Below are 17,518 nucleotides of genomic sequence, written 5' to 3'. Positions count from 1 at the left end.
TAGATTAATGAACAAAGAAATTTTGGCGGTAGTAGAAGCTGTTTCTAATGAGAAAGCAGTTCCTCGTGAGCGTATTTTTGAAGCGCTTGAAATCGCGCTTGCAACGGCAACAAAAAAGAAAAGCGAACTAGAAATCGAAGTTCGTGTTGAAATTGACCGTAAAACGGGTAATTTCGAAACTTTCCGCCGTTGGGAAGCTGTTGAGGAAGTTGAATTCCCAACAAAAGAAATCTCTATTGAAGCTGCGAAGTACGATGACCCAGAGATCGAACTTGGCGGTTTCATTGAAGATGACATCGAATCAGTAACGTTTGACCGTATTACGACTCAAACGGCTAAGCAAGTTATCGTACAGAAAGTACGTGAAGCTGAACGTGCTCAAATCGTTGAGCAGTTTATCGATAACGAAGGTGAGCTAGTTACTGGTGTTGTTAAGAAAGTAAACCGTGACACTATTATCCTAGACCTAGGTAGCAACGCTGAAGCGGTAATCCTTCGTGATGACCAGCTTCCTCGTGAAAACTTCCGTCCAGGTGACCGTGTTCGTGGTCTTCTATACGCAGTTAAGCCAGAAGCTCGCGGCTTCCAGTTGTTCATTACTCGCTCTAAGCCTGAAATGCTAGCTGAACTATTCCGTGTTGAAGTGCCTGAAATTGGCGAAGAGCTAATTGAACTTAAAGGTGCTGCACGTGACGCTGGTTCTCGTGCTAAAATCGCTGTTAAAACAAACGACAAACGTATTGACCCTGTTGGTGCGTGTGTTGGTATGCGTGGTGCACGTGTACAAGCTGTTTCTAACGACCTTGGCGGTGAGCGTATCGATATCGTGCTTTGGGACGATAACCCGGCACAATTCGTAATCAACGCAATGGCTCCTGCTGATGTGGCTTCTATCATCGTTGATGAAGATACACATTCAATGGACATCGCGGTTGAAGCTGACAACCTAGCGCAAGCTATCGGTCGTAGCGGTCAAAACGTACGTCTAGCATCTCAACTAACTGGTTGGGAACTGAACGTAATGACTGTTGAAGATCTTCAGAAGAAGCACCAAGAAGAAGCCGTTGCTTCAATTGAAAACTTCATGAAGCACCTAGACATCGAAGAAGACTTTGCTCAAATGCTTGTTGAAGAAGGTTTCTCGACGCTTGAAGAAGTAGCATACGTTCCTGTAAACGAGCTTCTTGAAGTGGACGGTCTAGACGAAGGTATCGTCGAAGAACTACGTAACCGCGCAAAAGACGCACTGACTACTCTAGCGCTAGCGAAAGAAGAAACTTTCGATGGTGTTGAGCCTGCTGAAGACCTACTTGCACTTGAAGGTCTTGAGCGTGAAATGGCTTACAAGCTAGCTGCAAAAGGCGTTGCTACATTGGAAGACCTAGCTGACCAAGGCGTTGATGAACTAGAAGGCATCGAAGACCTAACTGCAGAGCGTGCGGGCGAGCTGATTATGGCTGCGCGTAACATCTGTTGGTTCGGCGACGAAGAATAATTCAGCAAGGAGAGAGAGCGGTATGACACAATTAACAGTTAAAGCACTGAGTGAAGAGATTGGTACGCCAGTTGACCGCTTAATTGAACAACTTGCTGATGCAGGCATGAAGAAAGCAGGGTCGGATCAAGTGACTGATTCAGAGAAGCAAACATTGCTAACGCACCTTAAAAAGGAGCACGGCGATACTTCAGGTGAAACAGAACCGACTCGTTTAACTCTTCAACGCAAGACCCGCAGCACGCTAAGTGTTGCCGCTGGAGGCGGTAAGAGTAAGGATGTTCAAGTAGAGGTACGTAAAAAACGTACTTACGTGAAGCGCAGCGCTATTGAAGATGAAGCGAAACGTGAGGCTGAGGATGCAGCTAATCGTGAAGCGGAAGAGAAAGCACAACGCGATGCTGAAGAGCAAGCGAAACGTGATGCTGCAGAGAAAGCACAGCGCGAAGCCGAAGCAAAAGTAACACGTGAAGCGGATGCAAAACGTGAAGCTGAAGAGAAGGCTCAACGCGCACAAGCTGATAAGGCTAAAAAAGACATGAATTCAAAAAATGCAGACGCTAACGCACAAGTGAAAAAAGAAGCGGATGAACTAAAAGCTCGTCAAGAGCAAGAAGCAACTCGTAAAGCAGAAGCTGAAGCAGCTAAGCTTGTTGAAGAGGCTCGTAAGTTAGCAGAAGAAAACCAAGAACGTTGGTCTGAAGAAGAGAAGAAGAAGAAAGAGCAAGAGAAATCTGCGGATTACCATGTGACTACTTCTACTTATGCTCGTGAAGCAGAAGATGCGGCTGATAAAAAAGATGAGAAAGCTCCTCGTCGTCGCAAGAAGAAACCTGCTCCAGCAGCTCAACCTGGCAACAACCGTGGTGGTCGTAACCAACGTGGTCGTGGCGGTAAAGGTAAGCTTGCTAAACCAACTTCAATGCAGCAAGGCTTCGATAAGTCAGCAACTGTTGCTAAATCTGATGTTGCTATCGGCGAAACTATCGTTGTTTCTGAACTGGCTAGCAAAATGTCAGTTAAAGCAACTGAAGTTATCAAAGTGATGATGAAGATGGGCGCTATGGCGACTATCAACCAAGTGATCGACCAAGAAACAGCACAACTTGTTGCTGAAGAAATGGGCCACAAGGTTATCCTTCGCAAAGAAAACGAATTAGAAGAAGCAGTGCTAGCTGACCGTGATAGCGATGCTATCGCAGAAGGTCGTGCTCCTGTTGTTACTATCATGGGTCACGTTGACCACGGTAAAACTTCTACACTTGATTACATTCGTAAAGCACACGTTGCTTCTGGCGAAGCTGGCGGTATCACGCAGCACATTGGTGCTTACCACGTAGATACTGACAACGGCATGATCACGTTCCTTGATACTCCTGGACACGCGGCGTTTACAGCTATGCGTGCTCGTGGTGCTCAAGCGACAGATATCGTTGTACTTGTTGTTGCAGCAGACGATGGCGTAATGCCACAAACAATCGAAGCAATCCAGCACGCGAAAGCGGCAGGCGTTCCTCTGATTGTTGCTGTGAACAAGATCGATAAAGAGGGTGCAAACCCAGACAACGTTAAGAATGAGCTAGCTCAATACGACGTTATCCCTGAAGAATGGGGCGGTGAGAACATCTTCGTTCACATCTCTGCAAAACAGGGTACAAACATCGATGGTCTTCTAGAAGCTATCCTTCTTCAGTCTGAAGTTCTTGAGCTTACAGCGGTTAAAGAAGGCATGGCATCTGGTGTTGTTGTTGAATCTCGTCTTGATAAAGGTCGCGGTCCAGTTGCAACAGTACTAGTACAGTCTGGTACTCTAAACAAAGGCGACATCGTTCTTTGTGGTCAAGAATACGGCCGTGTTCGTGCAATGCGTGATGAAAACGGTAAAGACATCGAAACTGCAGGTCCATCTATCCCTGTAGAAATTCTAGGTCTTTCTGGCGTTCCTGCTTCAGGTGATGAAGCAACGGTTGTACGTGATGAGCGTAAAGCTCGTGAAGTTGCAAACTACCGTCAAGGTAAATTCCGTGATGTTAAACTAGCTCGCCAACAAAAAGCGAAACTAGAGAACATGTTCGCGAACATGACGGCTGGTGAAGTTGCTGAACTTAACGTTGTACTTAAAGCTGACGTTCAAGGTTCTGTAGAAGCGATTGCTGACTCTCTACTGAAACTGTCAACTGACGAAGTTAAAGTGAACATCGTAGGTTCTGGTGTTGGTGGTATTACGGAAACTGATGCAACGCTTGCAGCAGCTTCTAACGCTATCATCCTTGGTTTCAACGTACGTGCTGACGCAACTGCGCGTGGTACTGTTCAGAATGAAAACCTAGATCTACGTTACTACTCAATCATTTACCAACTGATCGACGAAGTGAAACAGGCGATGGGCGGTATGCTTGCTCCTGAATTCCGTCAAGAGATCATTGGTCTTGCTCAAGTTCGTGACGTATTTAAGTCGCCTAAACTTGGTGCAATCGCTGGTTGTATCGTTACTGAAGGTACGATTAAGCGTAGCAACCCAATCCGCGTACTTCGCGAAAACGTTGTTATCTACGAAGGTGAACTAGAGTCACTTCGTCGCTTTAAAGATGACGTTCAAGAAGTTAAAAATGGTTACGAGTGTGGTATCGGCGTTAAGAACTACAACGACGTTCGCGTTGGTGACCAGATCGAAGTATTCGAAATTGTTGAAGTTAAACGTACTCTAGACTAATCAGTCTGTACGACTCGACATATTGACTAAGGTTACTAACATTACTAGTAAAGGTAATAAGTAATCGGTTGTTGAATACACCATGGGGGGCTGGTAATTACCAAGCCCCCCATCTTTCTAAGTGAGAAAAGAAAATGTCAAAAGAATTTAGCCGCACACAACGTGTGTCTCAGCAGCTTCAAAAAGAGCTAGCACTTATCCTACAACGTGAAGTTCGTGACTCACGCATTGGTATGGTAACTATTTCAGATGTAGAAGTGTCTCGTGACCTTGCATACGCAAAAGTGTTCGTGACTTTCCTATGTATCGGTGAGCAAACACCTGAATCATGTCTTGCTGCTCTTAAAGAGCATGAAGTGCCAGTTCGTATGGCTCTTGGTAAACGTATTCGTCACCGTCTAACGCCTGAAGTTCGCTTTACTTACGACAACACTTTGGTTGAAGGCATGCGTATGTCTAACCTAGTAAGCGAAGTATTGAACGACGACAAGCGTAAGCAAGAAGAAGCAGGCCGTACTGAGGATACTCAGTCTAAGGACGAAGAGTAATGGCTCGCCGTCGTAAAGGTCGCCCTATAAACGGGGTAATTCTGTTAGATAAGCCGACAGGTATTTCATCTAATGATGCACTGCAAAAAGTAAAACGTATTTACTTTGCAGAGAAAGCAGGGCACACCGGTGCTCTGGATCCTCTTGCGACTGGCATGCTGCCAATTTGTCTTGGTGAAGCAACGAAGTTTTCTCAGTTTCTATTAGATTCTGATAAGCGCTATGTTGTTATAGCTAAGCTTGGTGAGCGTACCAACACCTCAGACTCTGATGGTGAAGTGGTTGAAACGCGTGAAATCAACGTGACTCAAGAGCAACTTGAACGCTGCATTGCAAGCTTCAAAGGTGAAACCGACCAGATTCCTTCAATGTTCTCAGCATTGAAGTATCAAGGTAAACCTTTGTACGAATATGCACGTGCAGGTATCGAGGTTCCTCGTGAGTCTCGCAAAATCACGGTGTATTCTATTGAGCTACTTCGCTTTGAAGGTGATGAAGTTGAGATGGAAGTGCATTGTTCTAAAGGTACTTACATCCGTACGATCACCGATGATCTTGGTGAAATGCTAGGTTGTGGTGCTCACGTGACAATGCTTCGTCGTACTGGTGTTGCAAAGTATCCGTATGAACGCATGGTTACATTAGAGCAGCTGAACGAAATTCTAGAACAAGCACAAGCGCAAGAAATTGCACCTAAAGAGTTGCTTGATCCATTGCTAATGCCAATGGACACGGCTGTAGAAGACTTACCTGAAGTTAACTTGAATGCGGAACTGACTGATCTTGTTCAGCACGGTATGCCCGTTCAAGTCTCAGGCGCTCCTGCTGAAGGTACAGTTCGCATGACAAGCGGTGAAGAGAAGCTGTTTGTTGGCGTTGCTCAAATTGCTGAAGATGGCCGAGTTGCACCGAAACGTTTGGTTGTTTTCAGAGATGAAGAGCCACAAGCGTAGTGCCTGTACCAATCGTAGTAAATAACTGGTCATCCTAGCTTGTTAAAATGCTCGATAACGTCGTTATAAATTTGGATTGTAGAATAACTACTTATCGAAAATTTCTGCCTTGTTCTCAAGCCTTTTTCCTACGCTATTTTTGATCACTTACTTACTGTGATTGGTATTAAATCGAGTCTGATATTAACGCTGAGTCGTGAAAGACGAGTAAATAATATAGAAAGCGAGCCCTTAATTTTAATGGTTCGCTTTTTTCGTTTTTCATCAGTTCGATTGTTATTGCACCAACTCGTAAACTTCCCTATAATCCTCGGCTCGCGTAGCGGCTGAATCAGAGATTGGCTGCTACAAATATAAACTTACTCTTATCAGGAGAGATTTATGTCTCTGAATGCAGAAACTAAAGCAGCAATCGTTGCAGAATACGCACAATCTGAAGGCGACACAGGTTCACCAGAAGTACAAGTAGCACTACTTACTGCTTCTATCAACCACCTACAAGGTCACTTCAAAGCGCACAAACACGATCACCACAGCCGTCGTGGTCTATTACGTATGGTTTCTAGCCGTCGTAAGCTTCTTGATTACTTGAAAGGCAAAAACCTTACTCGTTACCAAGACCTAATCAAGCGTCTAGGCCTACGTCGCTAATAGCGATGTCTGCAAAGACAGTTTGAAGAAAAGGAGCATTTATGCTCCTTTTTTTGTGCCTGTAAGAAAATGTTTGGCCGGATGCACAGAATATCATCTGGCTTTTTCTGATAGGAAATACCTCTCCTAATAAAAATAGTTTATACTACGCCCGCCTATGCGTTTTCAACGCCGGGCAATCAACCTCTCAAGACGTTACAGTCACAGATGTCGGCCAATAGGTCGCGACTATTCAAAGGCGGATTTGGTCTTAATTCGGCGTATGAACTCATACAAAGAAGCATCATTCCCAAGTCTCTTTTCACTAGTCGCGATTGGTAATATCTTGAGTCATTCTTCACTTAATCTAAAGTCATGACTTTAGAGCTAAGGATATACAATGTTTGAAAAACCAGTTGTAAAATCGTTCCAGTACGGTAACCACACCGTTACTCTAGAAACGGGCGTAATGGCACGTCAAGCTACTGCTGCTGTAATGGCGACTATGGACGATACATCAGTATTCGTTTCTGTTGTTGCTAAGAAAGAAGCTGTTGCGGGCCAAGATTTCTTCCCTCTAACAGTTAACTACCAAGAGCGTACATACGCTGCGGGTAAAATCCCTGGTGGTTTCTTCAAGCGTGAAGGTCGTCCTTCTGAAGGCGAAACGCTAACAGCTCGTCTGATTGACCGTCCAATTCGTCCACTTTTCCCAAGTGCGTTTAAAAACGAAGTTCAAGTTATCGCTACGGTTGTTTCTATCAACCCTGACGTAAACCCAGACATGATCACTATGATCGCAACGTCTGCTGCGCTTGCTATCTCTGGTGCTCCATTCAATGGTCCTATCGGTGCTGCACGTGTTGGTCACATCGACGGCGAACTTGTTCTTAACCCATCAAATACTGAGCTTGAAAACTCTAAACTAGACCTAGTTGTGTCTGGTACGGAAGGCGCAGTACTAATGGTTGAATCTGAAGCAGATAACCTATCTGAAGAAGAAATGCTTTCAGCTGTTGTTTACGGTCACGACCAACAACAAGTTGTAATCAAAGCGATCAACGAATTTGCAGCTGAAGTTGCAACTCCATCTTGGAACTGGGAAGCGCCAGCAGTTAACACTGAGCTTAAAGCTCGTGTTGCTGAACTAGCTGAAACTCGTCTATCTGACGCGTACCAGATCACTGAGAAAATGGCTCGTTACGAGCAAGTTGGCGCAATCAAAACTGAAGCGGTTGCTGCTCTTCTAGCTCAAGACGAAAACCTAGATGAGCGCGAAATCCGCGGCATGCTTGGTTCTCTAGAGAAAAACGTAGTACGTAGCCGCATCATTGCTGGCAACCCACGTATCGATGGCCGTGAAAAAGACATGGTTCGTGCGTTAGACGTACGTACTGGTGTTCTTCCACGTACACACGGTTCTTCTCTATTCACTCGTGGTGAAACTCAAGCACTTGTTACTGCAACGCTTGGTACACAACGTGATGCACAAATCATCGACAGCCTAATGGGTGAGAAGAAAGACAACTTCCTTCTACACTACAACTTCCCTCCATACTGTGTAGGTGAGACTGGTTTCGTTGGTTCTCCTAAGCGTCGTGAAATTGGTCACGGTAAGCTTGCTAAACGTGGTATCCAAGCAGTAATGCCTTCTGTTGATGAATTCCCATACACAGTTCGTGTTGTATCGGAAATCACTGAATCTAACGGTTCTTCTTCAATGGCTTCTGTATGTGGTACATCTCTAGCACTTATGGATGCTGGTGTTCCAATCAAAGCTTCTGTTGCGGGTATCGCAATGGGTCTTGTTAAAGAAGGCGACGATTTCGTTGTTCTTTCTGACATCCTTGGCGACGAAGATCACCTAGGTGACATGGACTTTAAAGTAGCAGGTACTAACGCTGGTATCACTGCACTTCAAATGGACATCAAGATCGAAGGTATCACTAAAGAGATCATGCAAATTGCTCTTAACCAAGCGCAAGGTGCACGTAAGCACATCCTTTCTGTAATGGATGAAGCTATCTCTGGTGCTCGTGAAGATATCTCTGAATTCGCTCCACGTATCCACACAATGAAAATCAGCTCTGATAAGATCAAAGATGTTATCGGTAAAGGCGGCGCAGTTATCCGTGCTCTTTGTGAAGAAACAGGTACTACAATCGAAATCGAAGACGATGGCACAATCAAGATTGCTGCTACTGAAGGCGCAGCTGCTCAAGAAGCTATCCGTCGTATCGAAGAGATCACTGCTGAAGTTGAAGTTGGCCGCATTTACCAAGGTAAAGTTGCTCGTCTAGCTGACTTCGGTGCATTCGTTACTATCCTTCCAGGTAAAGATGGTCTAGTACACATCTCTCAAATCGCTGACAAGCGTGTTGAGAAAGTGTCTGACTACCTAACTGAAGGTCAAGAAGTACCAGTTAAGGTTCTTGAAATTGACCGTCAAGGCCGTGTACGTCTAAGCATGAAAGAAGCAGTTGAAACGCCTGCTGAAGGCGAAGCACCTGCTGCTGAGTAATTCTTAGTCTATTAATGGGACTATCGCTTTTTAGTGATTTCTAACCCATTGGTAAAAAAGCATGTTATAAAGGGGAGCATATCGCTCCCCTTTTTTATTGCGGTCATAACAGGAGTAATTATTTGTGAAATGGTTTCAAACCGCGAGTATGTGTTTACTGCTTGTACTAACTGGTTGTGCGACAACATCAGATAACACCTCACGTTGGGTTTATCCACCAATGGCTGTACCGCTTCAACCAAGTGTCCAGCAAGAAGTGCAAATAGCGCGCCTTAGTCAGTTATTACAGCGCCCAGATTTGAACGATGAAGTTAGAGCTAAGATGCTGTTTGAACGTGGTAATTACTACGACAGTGTTGGTCTGCGTGACTTAGCGCGCCTTGACTTCAACCAATCTCTTTCATTGAACCCCGCTCAACCTGATATCTTCAACCTTTTGGGTGTTTACTTTACGCAAGTAGGGGAGTTTGATGCCGCTTATGAATCTTTTGATTCTACGTTAGAGCTTGATTCTGCAAACTCATATGCAGAAAGAAATCGCTCTATCGCACTCTACTATGGCGAGCGCTATGACCTAGCCAATGAAGAGATGATGAAGCACTACGCCGATGATCCGAGCGATCCGTTTCGCGCTCTATGGCTTTACATCATTCAACATGAACTCACGCCAGAACAAGCGAAACTTGATTTGCAAGTGCGTTACGAGAGTCGTGATGAACAGTGGGGATGGGTATTAGTTGCGATCATGCTTGAAGATATTACTGAAGAGCAGGCGTTCAAAGCTATCCTAACGGGGACTCGTGACAACACGCTCCTAGCTCAACGCCTGACTGAAACGTATTTCTACCTTGCTAAGCGTCACCACATGAATGGTGATTACGCGAATGCTATCTCTTTGTACAAGTTAGCGGTTTCTTTTAACGTGTATGAGTACGTAGAACATCGTTACTCTTTCTTAGAGTTAAGCCGTATTTTTAGCACGCTTAAGGCTGAACATTTAGCGCAAGCTAAGTTGGCCGCTGCCGAAGAAGAAGCTAACGCTAAGTAAGTGACATAGTAAGAATACTAAAAACCGCTGCCAGTCAGCGGTTTTTTTATGCGCGTTATTTAGTTTTTGGTTGATTTTAAATCAAACAACATTAAAATAGTTAGTCTTGCTAACTAAATGTAAATTCTGTGGTTGGAAATCTATGTTGGATCAGAATCTAGAAAAAATTGAACGCTTTGCTTCTAAGATATGGCGAACTCAAGTGAATGAAGATCCTATCTGCCAATTGAGCTTCAATGAGTACGATTATTTGAAGGTCATTCAAGCTTCACCAGAGCCTATTCGGCTAACAGATCTTGCTATTGAGATGCAGGTGACAAAACCTTCAGCCACGACTATGGTTCAAAGGCTAGAAAGAAAAGGGCTAGTAGAACGCCAAGCTTCGCTAGAGGATGCTCGCTCTAAATTGGTCATCTTAACCAAGAAAGCTGAAATTGGTTTAGAAGAAGAGAGCAAGATTTATCAGGTGATGGCACAAACGCTTGAGAGCCGTTTATCTGAGCAAGAATCTCAACTGTTGAATCAACTGTTAGATAAAGCGTTGAAGTAATTAGTTTAAATATTTAGTTAGCCTTGTTAACTAATTTTTAGAGTCGTATCTCATTTTAGTGCGGCTCAATAGATGAAAGAAAGTAGAGTAAGAAATGAGTAACTCAATTAGTCGTCAATTCTGGCGATACACAATTCCTACCGTAGCGGCTATGTTGGTTAATGGCCTTTACCAAGTGGTAGATGGCATCTTTATCGGCCGCTATGTAGGTGCTGATGGACTTGCGGGTATTAACGTCGCGTGGCCTGTTATTGGTTCGATTCTCGGCATTGGTATGTTAGTGGGCGTGGGTACGGGTGCTCTTGTCTCGATTCGCCAAGGTGAAAAAGACACCAAAGGCGCCAAGCAGATCTTAGCTACGGGTCTAACCTTGCTATTGGCGATAACGCCAATTGTCTCTGGATTGTTGTTCCTGTTCGCTGATAACTTTTTGCTTTGGCAGGGGGCGGAAGGTCGAGTGTATGAGCTTGGTCTGCAGTACTTACATATCCTAATTGGCGCAAGTATCTTTACCTTAGGCTCTATTGCGATGCCGTTTCTACTGCGTAACGATGACAGCCCGAACTTAGCCACCATATTGATGATTGTCGGTGCGGTGATCAATATTGTACTGGATTATCTGTTTATCGCTCAGTTTGGTTGGGAGTTGAAAGGTGCTGCATTGGCAACCGCAATTGCTCAGTTTGTGGTAACAGGTCTGGGCCTAGCTTACTTCTTCTCACGTCGAGCAAACTTGCGTTTACGTTGGAATGAACTGAGATTGAAGTTATCGGTTATTCCTGAAATTTTCGCCATTGGTACATCGAGCTTCTTTATGTACGCTTATGGTTCGATGATGGTAGCGCTGCATAATGCGTTGTTCTCTCAATATGGCGACCAGTTGATGATTGGTGCTTATGCTATTTTGGGCTACATCGTGACGGTTTATTATCTCACCGCGGAAGGTATCGCGAACGGTATGCAGCCTTTAGTGAGTTACAACCATGGTGCTCGTAATCAAGCGAATATTCGTAAGTTATTGAAGATTGCGATGGTGAGCTCTGTCTTGATTGGTGTGGCGTTTGTATTGCTGCTGAACGCGTTCCCACGTGAGTTTGTTTCCGTCTTTAACTCGGATGAACCTCAGCTGGTAGAGTACACCGTGTTAGGTATTCGACTACACATGTTTGCATTGGCGCTTGATGGCTTCTTAGTGGTAGCGGGTGCTTACTATCAAGCGGTGAACAAGGGCAGTAAGGCGATGTTTGTGACGATAGGTAACATGCTTATCCAATTACCGTTCTTGTACATTATGCCTAAGTTGTACGGTGTGCCGGGGATCTGGATTGCGTACCCATTGTCCAATATCGCGTTAAGCGTAGTTGTTATGATCATGCTCTACAAAGACGTAAAGAAGCTCGATGTTGCGCCGCTGGAAACCGCGACGGTGTAGGTCGTTTTTCTTAAACTGAATGATAAAAGGTCTAGCGAATGCTAGACCTTTTAGTATCTGTTACTGATTGGCTCAATGAAATGAGTTAGATGTTCTTAACTTCTAAACCTGCAAGTTGGTGCCAGTATCCGTTACATTGACGACTTTCAATAGTCATTGGTTTTTGACCATGCTCATTGGCTTTGAAGTTGTTGATCTCAGAGAAGGTATCGAGACCTAACGGGCTCAAACGAACCACATCGACCAAGTCATGCATGCTTGGTAGATCATTAACTAAGTTGTAGCAGTAACCTGATTGGGTTTGGATGCCGTTAAGGTTAAAAACAGACTGACCTTCTTGGCTATCGACTTGCAGACCTGTCGGGTATTTGATGCAGCAGGTTTCGCAATCGTCTTTGGCTTTGTTTTCAGCGCGAGCGGTAAAGCAGCGAGCTGAGTAAGCAAGCGGCAGGTAGCCGTGGCTAAACACTTCGACTTCGAACTTATTACGAATATTAAGCTCTTCACATTGTGTCATTACGTTGCTCAGCCATTCACGAGATAACTCAACCGGCATACACCAGCGCGTCATACCTTGCTTCAAGAACAGGTTCAGCGTGCGCGCGTTGTAGGTATTTACCGCTGGGCCGACAACGAACGGTACTTTGCTTTCGCTGGCTAATTGAATTGCCGATACGTCGTTGGCTTCAATCGCAAAGTCGCCGTTGTCGATGTACTTCTTCATGATGTTAATTTCGCTTGGCGCTTCCAACAACGCCATAGTCGATAGCACCACTTGCTTACCTGAAGCAGACAGCTCTTTGGCAATATCCATCCAGTGTTTCGCTTTCATCTCACGGCGTTTTGAACACACAGCTTCACCAAGGTAGATGATGTCGGCAGAGCTAGACTTTGCTTGCTCATAGAAGCTTTCAACGTCCTGTTTTGGCCAAAAGTAGAGTAGAGGGCCTAATGCGTATTTCATTGAGTTCTCCATTTGGCGCTATTGCCATTTACGGTGGTAAGCACCAAGGGTAGTTTGTGTGCCTTCAGATACGTTCGCCAGTGTCGCATTCCAAGCTTGCTCTACTTGGTATTGTTCTGGGTTCGCTAAGTAGCGATCAATGGCCGCACGCCACGTACGAGTCACCTGTTCAACATAAGCCGGGCTACGTTGGCGGCCTTCGATTTTTACTGAAGCCACGTTGGCCGAAAATAGCTCTGGAAGCATTGAGAGTGTATTAAGGCTAGTCGGCTCTTCAAGTGCATGGTATCGCTTACGTTCGCCATCGATATCCGCTTCAAAACGGCCCTTACACAGTGTTGGGTAGCCCGCGTTTTCGCCTGCTACGTACTTGTCGATAAGGATCTCATTCAAGCGCGATTCTAGGCCTGTTTCTGTTTCTTGCCAGCGTACATATTTCGCCGGAGAACAAGCGCCCACCGTGTTAGGGGATTCACCGGTCATGTATGAAGATAGGTAGCAACGGCCTTCAGCCATGATGCACAAACTACCGAAAGCGAATACTTCAAGGTCAACGTCAGAGGTGATGTTACGAGAAAGCTGTTTGACCTGATGAATCGACAATACACGAGGCAATACCACACGCTTTACATTGAAGTTCTTGTGGTAGAAGTCGATTGCAGCCGCATTGGTCGCAGAAGCTTGTACAGATAGATGCAGTTCTAGATCCGGGTATTTATTTGCTGCGTATTCAAGAACCGCAATATCTGCGATGATCAGCGCATCAACACCCAGTGCTGCCGCGTTGTCTACGGCATTAGTCCAACGTTCGAAACCATTTGGGTGAGCAAAAGTATTTAAGGCAACGTGAATTTTCTTGTTGCGGTCATGCACGTATTGCACGGCACGATCGAGCTTTTTACCCGCAAAGTTAAGGCCTGCAAAGTGTCGGGCATTGGTATCGTCTTTGAATCCGATATAGACAGCATCCGCACCGCAATCAATGGCGGTTTTCAAAGCAGGTAAGTTACCCGCTGGGCATAAGAGTTCCATTTGCTCACTACCAGTAGAATGAAATTGAAGCGGGCATTTTATGAAGAATTATGAATGACGGAATTGATGTAAGGCAGGTTTAGATGGATAAATCTGCTTTTACTCCGTTTGAGGTACTGACGAGTGACGCTTTTGTGTCTTGAGTCGTTTTAGGTTAGCGAATTATTATGGTTTGGCTTGTTTTCATAACGAAGCCAATTTGTATTGTTTCGCTAGTTCTTGTGGCGGCGGTTTTGTGCGAATAGCTCTTCAACATCTTGTTTCGGCTGTGGTCGATAGAAGTGGAAACCTTGAATGGAACTACAGTTGAGGTTAGAAAGCAGAGTTGCTTGCTCACTGGTTTCGACACCTTCTGCAACCACGGTTAAATCGAGAGATTTACCAAGGTTGATGATGTTTTCGATTACGGTGATTTGCTTTGGTAGCGTATCGATATCAGAGATAAAAGCACGGTCAATTTTGAGCTCATCAATCGGGAAGCGAGCTAGGTAAGACAGCGATGAATAGCCTGTACCAAAGTCATCGATGGACAAGGCGAATCCGAGCTTCTTGATAGCGTTGAGCATTTGTAGCGTGTGATCACTGTCACTCATCACTGCACTTTCTGTCAATTCAAACGTAATCGCGCTTGGATCAAGCTCTGTTGAACGGAGTAATTTTTCAACGTAATCAATCAGCTTTGGATTACCAAACTGTTCTGGAGAAAGGTTGATTGCGACACGTCCTGGAAGGATGCCTTGCATTTTCCAACGCTTAACCGTCGCAAATACTTCACGCATCACCACACGCCCAAGTTGTTCGATAAGGCCTGCACGTTCCGCAACTGGGATAAATGCGGCAGGGCTGATGTAACCTTCAACAGGGTGCTTCCAACGAACCAGAGCTTCTGCGCCGTTGATGGTGAAATCACGGGCATTCACCTTTGGCTGATACCAAACCTCGAGTCCGTTTTGTTGCAATGCCTTCTGAAGCTCTATCTCAAGCCAAAGTCGCATACGCGCTTCTTTGTTCATCTGCTCGTTGAACTTAATCAGACGATTACGACCACGATCTTTAGCTTCATACATCGCGGTATCGGCGTTTTGCAGCAGGATTCGTGCATCTGTGCCGTCTTGAGGAAAGCTCACGCTGCCGATAGAACAGGCTAAGCGTTTACTGAAATGGTGAAGATCGAAGGGTTGATTGATCAGAGCAATGATCTTTTCAGATAAGGCTTCCGGTGTTCGTTGATGTTCCGGCTCTGGCAGGATGATACCAAATTCATCTCCACCAAGGTGGCCGACTACCGCTTGACGAGGGAGTAGGCGCTTTAGGCGTGAAGCCACTTCTTTGATGACCTTATCACCGATGTGGTGACCCAGAGAATCATTGATATTCTTGAAGTTATCAATGTCTAAGTAGAGCATCACAACGGGTGTGTTGTTGTGAATGAATTGCTCAAGGCGCTTGGTAAACCCTACTCGATTGTAGAGTTTGGTGAGCGCATCAATATAGGCATCTTCACTGTTTGCCGGAGTAAACTGTTTTGCTGTTTCCTGTGCATCTTGGATAAGTACTAATTGTGTACTGTTTCCTAGCACAGCGGTCGAATCGATATGAAGTTGAACCTTACGTTCAAAGCCACATCGAGCCCCGGTTAAACAAACCAAACCCGACTCGGAAATAATAGAACTCAGCCTATTGTTGAAGACAGTTTTGGTTTGTTCATCGATAAACAGACGGCCTAGCTCTTCACCTAGCAACTCTGAGGGTGAGTTGAAACCAAGTAATCTTGCTGCCGCTGGGTTAGATGACAAAATGTAGTCGTTCTCAACCAAAAGCAGGCCGTCTGGCAGCAGTTGAGATAGCTTGTGGAACTTCGCTTCAGATTCTTCTAGAGAGCGAACGAGGACTTGATTTTCTGAGGTGTCAAAGGCGTGAAATACGATGTAATCGGTTTTGTTGCCATTAGTGAGGGGGGCAAGGCTGAAATGAAGGCTAGTATCGAGGTCAGTCTCGTTGAGAGTGACTTCAGCTTCAATTGCTTCACCATTGAATGCGCGCTCATAATAAGGCTTTAGGTGTTGGTAGAATTGCTCGCCTAAGGTTTGGCGATCATTCATGCCAGTAAGCTCAGTTTGAGTTAAACCAGCAATATCACAGTAACGCTCATTAACCATAAGGTAATTATGTTGAGCATCAAGAACTGCAAAAAAGAACGGGCTGTTTGCAGTTAACTGAGTAAACCAATGTTGTAGTTGCTGGGGAGGCATCAAAGTACTACCAATTCTCCAAGAGCTTGAATATTCACTATAGATAAATACTTATTACTTGTGTGTAATTATCGGTATCTACCTGTGAGCGCAGCGATTCGCTGTAATTCTCATTACCTGAGTTACTATAACTGTGATTTTCAGGATATTAAAGGTCGAGTATCAAAGAGGAGTAAATTTGATACATAACAGTAACTGAGTTTTTAACATCATTTATGATGCATTCCATATTATTAACAAAGTTACGGATAAGTCACGTGATAAACAAGATTCGCACTCAACTAGTTCAAAATGCCGCATCAATTTTGCGATCTCCAGTCCAGTTATTGCCTAAAACAGTACAAAAAAGAGCCTTATTGGAGGCGCTGAAAAGTGTATTCAAAGAAGCTCTAGAAGACGGTGACTTTGAGTTCCTTGAAGATAAGTGGCTTAAAGTTTCGATCAAAGATATGGGATTAAGTTGGTGTATTAGCTACCAAAATGAGCAACTAGTTGTAGCTGATAAAGAGGTTTCTGAAGATGTAAGCTTTAGCGGTAACCTTAATGATCTTGTGCTTATTGCAGGGCGTAAAGAAGACCCAGATACGCTTTTTTTCCAGCGTAGACTGTCGATTGAGGGTGATACTGAACTGGGTTTAGAAGTCAAAAACTTGATGGATAGCGTAGATTTGGACTTATTGCCGACTCCGATGAAAACTTTGTTAAATCAATTAGCTGATTTTGTGCAGAAGGGAGTACAATCCCCAGATACACAAAGTGAGGTAATGAATGCTTATTCGAACTGAAGCACCGGCAGATATACTTGTCATTGATCGTTTATTGAAATCTGTTTTTGAAACGGATGCAGAAGCTAACTTGGTGATGAGCTTACGTGAGAATAGTCATTTAACCTTGTCGCTGGTGGCTTGTTCAGATGACGGCGAGGTGGTTGGTCACCTGATGTTCAGCCCTGTGACGCTTGATGGCGAAGACCACAACTGGCAAGGCTTAGCTCCTTTAGCGGTAAAAGCAGAGTGCAGAAACCAAGGCATTGCAAAATCTTTGGTTGAAGAAGCTTTCTCTACTTTGGTGGATTTTGGTTACCCAGCCTGTGTTGTGCTCGGTGATCCTGCTTACTATGGTCGTTTTGGTTTTAAAGCTGCAAGTGAGTTTGGCTTTAGCTGCATTTGGGATGTACCTGAAGGTGCCTTCCAAGCTATCGAGTTAGTCGACGGCGTACTTGCTGACCGTTCGGGTAAGATTGCCTATAGCCCTGAGTTTAACGACTTATAGGCCTTATTCACTAAGCAATATGATGCAAACTGATTTAGTCTAAATAAAGGAGCTTGATGCTCCTTTATTTTTTGTTAGTATCAGCCCCAATGAGCTTCTTTTCAGTTC

At 44.7% G+C, this 17,518-nt stretch carries 14 protein-coding genes; 11 read left to right on the top strand and 3 right to left on the bottom strand.

Features of this window, described 5'->3' with window-relative positions; translation table 11 throughout:
• The first annotated feature begins 7 nt into the window (after nt 1-7).
• The 9 genes from nusA (at nt 8) to IHV80_RS13030 (ending at nt 11,890) form a co-directional block, all read left to right on the top strand.
• Nucleotides 8-1,495: a transcription termination factor NusA gene (nusA, locus tag IHV80_RS13070; RefSeq protein ID WP_065103003.1), complete on the top strand. Its 1,488-nt coding sequence runs from the start codon at nt 8-10 to the stop codon at nt 1,493-1,495.
• 22 nt (nt 1,496-1,517) lie between these two features.
• Entirely contained in the window at nt 1,518-4,208 is a 2,691-nt protein-coding gene (gene infB / locus IHV80_RS13065; RefSeq protein WP_192889328.1) for a translation initiation factor IF-2, read from the top strand.
• 134 nt (nt 4,209-4,342) lie between these two features.
• A complete protein-coding gene (rbfA, locus tag IHV80_RS13060; protein WP_017106942.1) occupies nt 4,343-4,756 on the top strand; it encodes a 30S ribosome-binding factor RbfA in 414 nt (137 codons plus the stop codon).
• On the top strand, nt 4,756-5,709 hold the full coding sequence (gene truB, locus IHV80_RS13055; protein WP_192889327.1) for a tRNA pseudouridine(55) synthase TruB: 954 nt from the start codon (nt 4,756-4,758) through the stop codon (nt 5,707-5,709). Before rbfA ends, truB begins: the two co-directional genes overlap by 1 nt.
• A 381-nt stretch (nt 5,710-6,090) precedes the next feature.
• Nucleotides 6,091-6,360 carry a 30S ribosomal protein S15 gene (gene rpsO / locus IHV80_RS13050; protein ID WP_004734493.1) on the top strand — a complete coding sequence of 90 codons (270 nt, stop codon included), beginning with the start codon at nt 6,091-6,093 and terminating at the stop codon, nt 6,358-6,360.
• Nucleotides 6,361-6,739: 379 nt separating this feature from the next.
• On the top strand, nt 6,740-8,860 hold the full coding sequence (pnp, locus tag IHV80_RS13045; RefSeq protein ID WP_192889326.1) for a polyribonucleotide nucleotidyltransferase: 2,121 nt from the start codon (nt 6,740-6,742) through the stop codon (nt 8,858-8,860).
• A gap of 124 nt (nt 8,861-8,984) precedes the next feature.
• Entirely contained in the window at nt 8,985-9,908 is a 924-nt protein-coding gene (nlpI, locus tag IHV80_RS13040; RefSeq protein ID WP_192889325.1) for a lipoprotein NlpI, read from the top strand.
• Nucleotides 9,909-10,050: 142 nt separating this feature from the next.
• On the top strand, nt 10,051-10,458 hold the full coding sequence (locus IHV80_RS13035) for a MarR family winged helix-turn-helix transcriptional regulator (RefSeq protein ID WP_029225890.1): 408 nt from the start codon (nt 10,051-10,053) through the stop codon (nt 10,456-10,458).
• A gap of 94 nt (nt 10,459-10,552) precedes the next feature.
• Complete coding sequence (locus IHV80_RS13030; RefSeq protein ID WP_192889324.1) at nt 10,553-11,890, top strand: MATE family efflux transporter; 1,338 nt, start codon at nt 10,553-10,555, stop codon at nt 11,888-11,890.
• 85 nt (nt 11,891-11,975) lie between these two features.
• On the opposite strand, the gene IHV80_RS13025 is transcribed toward IHV80_RS13030, so the two are convergent.
• The 3 genes from IHV80_RS13025 to IHV80_RS13015 form a co-directional block, all read right to left on the bottom strand.
• Entirely contained in the window at nt 11,976-12,854 is an 879-nt protein-coding gene (locus tag IHV80_RS13025) for a U32 family peptidase (protein ID WP_192889323.1), read from the bottom strand.
• A gap of 18 nt (nt 12,855-12,872) precedes the next feature.
• Complete coding sequence (gene ubiU / locus IHV80_RS13020) at nt 12,873-13,886, bottom strand: ubiquinone anaerobic biosynthesis protein UbiU (RefSeq protein WP_192889322.1); 1,014 nt, start codon at nt 13,884-13,886, stop codon at nt 12,873-12,875.
• A 212-nt stretch (nt 13,887-14,098) separates the two neighbouring features.
• Nucleotides 14,099-16,138: a bifunctional diguanylate cyclase/phosphodiesterase gene (locus IHV80_RS13015; RefSeq protein WP_065103008.1), complete on the bottom strand. Its 2,040-nt coding sequence runs from the start codon at nt 16,136-16,138 to the stop codon at nt 14,099-14,101.
• 257 nt (nt 16,139-16,395) lie between these two features.
• On the opposite strand from IHV80_RS13015, the gene ubiT reads away from it, so the two are divergent.
• Both ubiT and IHV80_RS13005 read left to right on the top strand, forming a co-directional pair.
• Nucleotides 16,396-16,923: a ubiquinone anaerobic biosynthesis accessory factor UbiT gene (gene ubiT, locus IHV80_RS13010; RefSeq protein ID WP_065103009.1), complete on the top strand. Its 528-nt coding sequence runs from the start codon at nt 16,396-16,398 to the stop codon at nt 16,921-16,923.
• A complete protein-coding gene (locus IHV80_RS13005; RefSeq protein ID WP_192889321.1) occupies nt 16,907-17,410 on the top strand; it encodes a GNAT family N-acetyltransferase in 504 nt (167 codons plus the stop codon). Before ubiT ends, IHV80_RS13005 begins: the two co-directional genes overlap by 17 nt.
• Nucleotides 17,411-17,518 lie beyond the last annotated feature (108 nt).

The organism is Vibrio bathopelagicus (assembly GCF_014879975.1).
GTDB lineage: Bacteria > Pseudomonadota > Gammaproteobacteria > Enterobacterales > Vibrionaceae > Vibrio > Vibrio bathopelagicus.
Note: the sequence above shows the minus strand (reverse complement) of the source record. Positions and strands in the feature narration are given on the sequence as shown.